Origin of the sequence: Streptomyces sp. NPDC127114 (genome assembly GCF_042677525.1) — a bacterium.
GTDB lineage: Bacteria > Actinomycetota > Actinomycetes > Streptomycetales > Streptomycetaceae > Streptomyces.
In genome coordinates, this window is the sequence record NZ_JBHXTJ010000086.1 from 1 (window position 1) to 7,312 (window position 7,312).

Sequence of the window (7,312 nt, forward strand, 5' to 3'; positions counted from 1 at the left end):
CAACCAACCCACCCCCCACCCCCTCCGAGAGAGGACCCGCCGGAGGCGCGAAAACCATGATCCGGGGTGTCACCACAGGGTGGGCTGGAGCGGGGAGACGGGGATCGGCCGGGCCCGCGGGAGGGCCCGCCGGGGCTTGGGCAGAGGCGGTGCTGGAGTTCGCGGGGCCGTGGTTGGTGCAGGTGCCGGCTGCGGGAGGGCGGCAGCGGGGCGGGGTGCGGCGCCGGTGTCCGGCGAGCTGGCCGGTGCGAGGTCGACGGTTGGCTGTTGGCTGGCGCGGGCCTGCTGTTCGGCGATGGTGATCGGCTTCCGGTAGAGCTTCTGCGTGCTGGGTTCGAGCGGGGGCAGGCGGCGGGCGGCGGCCTTCTGGTCGTCGCGGCGCTTGTGGCGGCGGCGGACCCGGGCGAACCGCGCTTCGTAGGCGATGTAGTCGCTGGCGTGCAGCCCGGCCTGGTGCAGCAGGGCGAGTTCCAGCGCGACGTGGCCCATCGGGCTCGGGGTGAGCACGCGGGTGCCGTCGCTCTGCTGGTCGGCGGTGAGGAACTTGGCGGTCAGCAGAGCCTGCGTCCGCTCCTGACTGATCCGGCGCCCGCCGGTCCACCCGCCGTGCCGCGCAGCGAGCCGGGCACGGCCGTCACGCCAGTACAGGCGGCCGGTCGCGGCGGCCTCCATCACCCGCAGGTGGCCGGTGCTCCAGCCGAGTTCGCCGACGTGGCGTTCGGCGAGGTGGAGGTTCGAGGCGGCCTGCTCCCGGTTCGGGCGGTCCATCCCGGTGGCAGCCTGCTCCTCGGCCTCGCGCCGGTCCTCCTCCTGGCGGCGGGCACGCTCGCGCTGGGCCTGCTCCTCGGGCGTGAGGACACGGTCCAGCTCGGCGCACAGGCCGGCGGCCGTGACCTCGACTCCGGCGGCGGCCTGGGCGAGCACCGCATGGTGGACGGCTTGGCGGGCGCAGTAGGCGAGCGAGCTTGCGGGCATCTCGGGATCGACGGCGTACTGCTCGGCGCGGTCGGCGTGCCGGGCGGCTTCGACGGCTTCTTGGTGGGCTGCGTGCATGGCCGCCTCCAGCCGCGCGGTGCCGGTGCTGCTTCGGCGGACGGCGGCCATGGCTTCGTCCGCGGCGATGACCGCGAGCAGGGCGGCTTCCCCGGCGACTTGCAGGCAGGTCTGCGGTGAGGGGTCTCCGAACTGGGCGGCGGCGCGCGCGGGCTCGGGCATTGGTGGTCCTCGGTGGGTTCGGTGGTGCGGTCGGGGGCGGCGGCGCCCCCGTCGTCGGGTTGCCGCCTGGTCGCGCGGAGCGCGGCGGAGAGTGCTGTCGTGCCCGTAGGGCACGTCCGTTGGCCCGGCGTCCGGGCGGGGCGGGAGGGCCGCCTGCGGCCCGGACGTCCCGGCCGGCTGCGAGCCGGGCCGGGCTGAGCCGTCCCGAAGGGACGCCCTTTCGGTCTTCGGTCGCAGGGCGGGTCGGCCGCCAACGGGGGCGGCGCTGCCGGGCGGTGGGTGCGCGTGGGGTTGGGCGGCTCGATGCCGCCCCACCCCACGACCGGCGGCTCGGGGCGGGCCGGGCGGTGGTCTCCGCCCGGCCGGGCCTTCCTAGGCGGCGACCGGTTCGCGCTCGGTGACGCGGCACCGGGTGAGTACGGTCTGGGCGGTCTCGCCGTAGGTGCTGTGCTCCTTGACGGTGCCGGTCAGCTCGACCTCGTCACCCTTGCCCGGGACGGTGGCGGCGCTGCTGAACCACACGTAGACGTTGCCCTCGGCGTCCTGGAACTTGATCAGTCGGCGGCGCTGAGCGTGGTAGCCGTAGTACCGCTCCTCCAGCTCGATGACCGTGGTCACGGTGGCGGGGACGGTGAGCCGCTCCCCCTTGCTGCCCTGCGGCTTGCTGTTCTGGGCGGCCCGCTCGATGGCCGCCTTCTCCTGGTCGCGGTGCCACCCGGCGACGGCGGACACCAGCGTCGGCAGGTGGCGCGGGGCGACGGTCTCGCCCTTGGCCAGCTGGCCCACCTTGTGGCGGTACTCGGAGAGGCTGCCGTACCCCTGGAGTGCCCACGCGCGGACGGCGGCGGCGGTGCTGGCCGCGTCGGGCTCGGCGTCAATTCCGGCCCGCCACTCCATCGGGGCCTTGCGGTCGAAGAAGTACGCTTCGACGCTGTCGGCGGTCGGCACGCGGTTCTTCCACTGCTCGGAGCGGCTGTAGAAGCGGCCGTCCTGGGTGACGACGGCGGCGGCCACCCGGAGCACCTCGTCCACCGGCACGCGCAGGTCTGCCGGGACGCCGCCCTCCTCTCCGTCCCAGTCGGAATCCTTGATCGACCCGAGACGCCACAGCGCCTCAAGCCCCTTGATCGGCAGTCCGGTGTACGGCTCGACGCACGTGGTGCCCAACTGCCGGATCTCGCCGTTCTCGTGGCGAGCGAGATAGGTGGCGGTGCGGTGCCGGGCTACGGAGCACCCCTGGCAGTAGTTCTCGACGGCCCGGTGCTGGCGCGCGGCCTCGGCGTCCCGCTCTGGCAGGCCCGGGAACAGGCTGGTGATCGTCTCCCCCTCCTCGTCGTGGTCCAGACGGGCGATGACGGTCCAGCCCTGGTGGCGGGGCATGTCGCCGGAGATGGTCACGGTGACGGTGGGGCGCTTGCCGATCACCCGGCCGTCCACGTCGCGGTAGTCCGCGAGGAACGGGGCGGAGATGTCGAGCGCGTACGGGCTGAGGCGGTGGACGGCGGCGCGGGCGTTGGTGGCCTCAACGAGCTGGCGGACGCGGGCCTGGGCGGTGGCGGGGACGGAAAACCGCATGGCTGCGCTGGTCATCGGGGTGCTCCTGCTGGTGAGAGGAATCGAGTCCCCGGCCGGGCGGGTTGCCCTCCGCGTGCGGCCGGGTTCGGGTTGGGGCCGGCTGGTGGCCCGTGGTTCGGAGGGGGTGTTGCCCTCTCCCTCCGACATCATTAATTAAACCATGTTTTGACGGGTGAGGCAAACGTCCCGGCCGGGGATGTCGAGGGCGGCGCGGTCGCGCAGGAAGGCGGCGAACAGTGCGGCGGTGAGGCTGTCCGGGGTGCCGTAGGTGCGGCGGGAGTCCAGGGCCCCGATGCGCTCGCCGTGATGGCGGACGGGGAACGGCTGGCCAGGCTCGGGGATGGCCAGCGCGTACAGTCCGCGCGGGGTGTCCACGCGCAGGACGACGGCGGCGGCCTCCGGGTCGTAGGCGGCCGACCAGCGGGCGGACCCGATGCCGAACTCCGCGAGTCCGCCCGCGATGGCGCGGGCCTGCATGAGGTCGGCGGCGACGCTGGCGTTCGGCTCGGCGGGGGCGGCGGCGTATCCGCAGCAGTGGTCGTCGGCGTAGGTCTCGGAGAGGACTGCACGGGTCACGGTGGGGCTCCTGGGAGGGGCGGCCGGGGGCGGGGCGGATTCCCGCCCCCGGCGTCGGATCGGTGGGGAGGATCAGGCGGCTTCGGTCTCGGTGGTCGGCTCCTCGGCCGCCGGGGCGTCCGGCTCGGCCTCCGGCTCCGGCTCCGCGCCGTCCGGCTCGGCGTCGGCCTGCTCGCCCTCGACATCGGCAGGGGTGTCCGGCTCGGGCTCGCTCTCCGGGTTCCCCTCGGCCTGCTCCGGCCGGGCGGCGGCCTGCTCGTCGTCACCCTCGCCCTCGGCCGGTTCGGCCTCCGGCTCCTCGTCGCCCTGCTCGTCGTCGTCCTGCTGGGTGTCCGGCTCGGCCTCCGGCTCGCCCCCGCCGAGCAGGGAGGCGTGGGGCTGCTCCTTCTTCGCCGGGTCGTACGGCGTCTCGTCCGCCACCGACCGCTCGATGGGCGTCAGCTGGTACCCGAGCGACTCCAGCACGCGGAACCACGCGGCCGTGGGCTTCCGGGTCCACGGGGCGTGCTGGCCGTCCGTCCGCCACGCCGACCGGTTCGCGCACTTCTCACGGACGGCCGCGATGGCTGCGAACTGGAGCTGAGGGGCCCGACGCGGGTCCTTGGCCGCGTGCTGGGCGAACATGCTGCGGTCCTTGGCCTGCTGGGCGTTCAGCCCCAGGAAATCGGCCAGGATCTCGGTGGTGGGCTCCTTGTTCAGGTCGTCACAGATCCCCCACGTCCCGCTCAGAAGTGCCTCGTTGACGTGGCGGATCAGGGCGTTGGTGCTGGCCTTCGGGAGCGCGCGCGACTTGATCAGGTCCGCGAGCCACTTCCGGCGGATCACCTCGGCGGCGTCCCAGTCGATATTGCCCGCCTTGACGGCGGCGCGGGCGGCGCGCTCGGCCTCGACCTCGGCGGCGGTCCTGGTGCTGCCGGTTCCGCTGCTCTTGGCGCTTTCCGGCGCGACGTGTCCGTACAGTCCGGGGGCCGTGCAGTAGGGCTCGTACCGGTCGCCGCGCCGGTCGTCGAACACCCACACCTGACCCTTGCACCCGTTGTGCTCCTCCTCGCTGACTCCGCTCAGCCGCCACACCCGCGTGGCCCGCTCGGACAGCTCCTCGATATCGCGGATCTTCTGCCCGGCGGCCTCCAGCTCCGCGCGGTGGGCCGCCGCCTTGGCCGCCTTGTCACGCTTGACCCGCTCGACCTCGATGGCCCACTGAACCTTCGCCTCGTCCGCGCCCTTCGCGGCGGCGGCCTCGGTGATCGCGGCGAGCGCCTCCGGGTTGTCGGCGAACTCCTGGAGGGCGGCCATGTTCTCGAACGTCCACGTATAGCCGCTCGCGGCACTGATGGCGGCGCTGAGCTTCTCGTCGTTGCGGACCTTGACGAGAGTGCGCACGTCCTTCTGTCGGACGCCCGCCGCCTTGGCGATGCGGCCGACCTGTGCGCCCGCCTCGGCGGCGCTGAACATGGCCTGGTTCATCTCCTTCGTCGTCAGGCCCTTGCGCTGCTCGGAGGTGGTGATCATGTCGAGGAACTGCCCGGCGGCGTCGCGGTCGTCCTCCTCCCACTCGTACGGCAGGTGGGTGAGGCCCGCGTCCTGCGCGCCGAAGTAGCGGCGGTGGCCGTCGTTGACCTGGATGATCCCGCCCTCAAGCCGCTGGATCTTGACCGGGATGCGGCAGCCCTCGGCGCGGAAGGACTCCACGAACCGCGCGTTGATGTCGAGATCCTCGCGGGCGTTCTCCGGGTGCGGGGTGAGCGCGTCGATCCGGATGACCGGGCGGGGCGTGAACGGCAGGGTCTCCAGCCCCGCGTCGACGGCGGCGGCGAGCCGCTGGAACCCGTCGATGATCTGCGGCACGTTGCCGTTGGTGCGCACGACGTACAGCGGCTCCTGGACGCCGTTGGCCTTCACGTCGGCCAGTAGATCGGCCGGGGCCTCGACGGAGCGGACGTTGCCGGGGTGTGCGAGGAGTTCTGCGGTGGTGATGGTCGGCCACGGGGCGGGAGCGGTCTGGACGCCGGCCTGGGTCTTGGTGGTCATCGTCATGCTGCCTTCTGGTGAGAGGTTCCGCCGGGGCCGGTCGGCCCCGGCGGGGGGTGCCGGTCGGGGGTGTTGCCCTCCCCCTTCCGACATCATTAATTAAACCATGTTCTGGAGGGTGGGGCAACCAGGGGCGGTGTGATCGGCGTCACCCCGGTAGAGGGCTGCGGCGGAGCGGATCAGGGCGGCGGCCTCGGCGGTGGTCCGGCCCGGGGTATCAGTCCAGCACCACAGAAGCGTCCGGCGGTAGGCGTCTTCGGCAAGCCCCAGCTTGCGCCACCGGACGGGCGGCACGGGGTGGCCGTTGACCTGGTTACTGAGCACTACCAGGGAGTCAAACAGGGCCCGCTGGAAGAACTCCCACGCCTCGCCGCGCTCGGACCAGCGGGGGCGGGCGGCGCGCACGCCTCGACCCCATGCGTGCAGCAGGTTGCACGGGGCGGTGCTGCCCATCCGGCCGGGCTGCCAGAGGTGGTCCCCCTGGTACAGGCCGACGCGCTCGATGTGGTCGGCGGCGGCAGCGAGGATGCGGGCGGGGGTGGCACGTGGCCGGGACGACATGGTGTTCTCCTGGGCGGTCGCTGTGGTCAAGATGCCACGCTGCTAACGGACTTGGCGGCAATGGTGCAGTCGGTGCAGTAGCAGGGGGTGCGCCACTGGCGTCCGGCCGGGCTGGTGCTGGCGAAGGTGCGGGCGGCGGCTTCGCTGATCCGGCCGGTGCCGGGGATCTTCAGGGCGGCGGCGTTCCACGCATGGGGGACGCTGTAGACCTCGAAGTAGTGACGGCCGTTCTCGTCGGTCTTGTGGAACCTGATCCAGTCCATAAACACGCGGGGCTCCTGGGGGCGCGCAGGGTGGGCCGGGGCGGCGGGCCGCCGCCCCGGCGGGGTTCGCGGATCAGGCGGCGAGCGATCCGGCGGACTTGGCTCCGATGCGGCGGCTTCCGCCGATGTCTGCGCGGTTGCCTGCGGCGACTCCATCGCCGTACCCGCTGCCACTGAAAGAGCTGCTCTGCTTTCGGACCCTGGGGTGGGCTTCCTGGAACGCGGCCCGGACCATGCTGCCTCGGGCAGCCAGCACGAGTTCGCCGCTGCGGCCGGTGGCGGACGTCTCCCCGCTGGCGGCGGCTCGGGCGGCCTCCTCGATGGCCGCAAGCCGTTCGGTGACGCGCGTGATGAACCCGACCTGCCAGGAGTTGCGCCACGCCTTCGGGCTGCGGACGCCGTACGGCACGGCCTGCCGATTAAGGCCGTTGAGCATCTGGAGGTGGAGCGACGTATAGAGGATCTCCGCACGCTGGACATCGGACTCGTAGCCGACCACGTGGACGCGGCGGGTGCCGTTGCCCTGCTGACCCATGAGGATGGACTTGCAGCCGACAGCTTCCGCGACGTGGTACATGAGGCGGACGCGAGACATCGACCAGGGGTTGGGGAGGTCGAAGTTCTTGTCCGTGATTCCGTCGCGCGACGGCTGCCCGTCACTCAGCAGCGCCTCGTCCACGCCATACTTCGCCACCATCTCCATCGCCCGGGTCCGGGCAAGCTCGGCCTCGGCCTCCGGCGTGGCCGGGTCCTCAGCCTTGGCCAGCAGCGCCCGGATCGTCGCCAGCTTGGGGTTCGCGTCCGCCTGGGTGGTCACAGTTCTTCTCCTGGTGAGAGTGGGTGCCGGGGCCGGTCGGCCTCCGGTGGCCGGCTGGGGTGTTGCCCTCCCCTTCCGACATCACTAATTAAACCATGTTCTTGGGGGTGGGTCAAGCCCAACAACCCCTCTGACCTGCCCTTTTCCCATCACGTCCACCCGCACCCGCCCGGCCGGGCCCGGCCACAACGCGCCCCGGGCGGGGTTCCCTCCTCGGTCGGACAGCGCCAGCCGGACCAGGGTTCCGGGTGGGGTGTCCAGGCTCGCGCAGCGA

7 protein-coding genes are annotated in these 7,312 nt (G+C 72.6%); all 7 read right to left on the reverse strand.

What is annotated here, in order from left to right:
* Positions 1-69 precede the first annotated feature (69 nt).
* Positions 70-1,215 carry a hypothetical protein gene (locus ACFVGS_RS37175; RefSeq protein ID WP_385696884.1) on the reverse strand — a complete coding sequence of 382 codons (1,146 nt, stop codon included), beginning with the start codon at positions 1,213-1,215 and terminating at the stop codon, positions 70-72.
* A gap of 372 nt (positions 1,216-1,587) precedes the next feature.
* The gene (locus tag ACFVGS_RS37180) at positions 1,588-2,805 is read right to left on the reverse strand and encodes a hypothetical protein (RefSeq protein ID WP_385696887.1); all 1,218 of its coding nucleotides are present in this window, start codon (positions 2,803-2,805) and stop codon (positions 1,588-1,590) included.
* A 138-nt stretch (positions 2,806-2,943) separates the two neighbouring features.
* Positions 2,944-3,366: a hypothetical protein gene (locus tag ACFVGS_RS37185; protein ID WP_384450753.1), complete on the reverse strand. Its 423-nt coding sequence runs from the start codon at positions 3,364-3,366 to the stop codon at positions 2,944-2,946.
* Positions 3,367-3,438: 72 nt separating this feature from the next.
* Positions 3,439-5,403, reverse strand: a complete 1,965-nt coding sequence (locus tag ACFVGS_RS37190; protein ID WP_385696890.1) for a ParB N-terminal domain-containing protein — start codon at positions 5,401-5,403, stop codon at positions 3,439-3,441.
* 93 nt (positions 5,404-5,496) lie between these two features.
* The gene (locus ACFVGS_RS37195; RefSeq protein WP_385696893.1) at positions 5,497-5,988 is read right to left on the reverse strand and encodes a DUF6197 family protein; all 492 of its coding nucleotides are present in this window, start codon (positions 5,986-5,988) and stop codon (positions 5,497-5,499) included.
* Positions 5,985-6,221: a hypothetical protein gene (locus ACFVGS_RS37200; RefSeq protein ID WP_385696895.1), complete on the reverse strand. Its 237-nt coding sequence runs from the start codon at positions 6,219-6,221 to the stop codon at positions 5,985-5,987. The genes ACFVGS_RS37195 and ACFVGS_RS37200 overlap by 4 nt, the downstream gene beginning before the upstream one ends.
* 73 nt (positions 6,222-6,294) lie before the next feature.
* A complete protein-coding gene (locus tag ACFVGS_RS37205) occupies positions 6,295-7,038 on the reverse strand; it encodes a DUF2786 domain-containing protein (RefSeq protein WP_385696897.1) in 744 nt (247 codons plus the stop codon).
* Positions 7,039-7,312 lie beyond the last annotated feature (274 nt).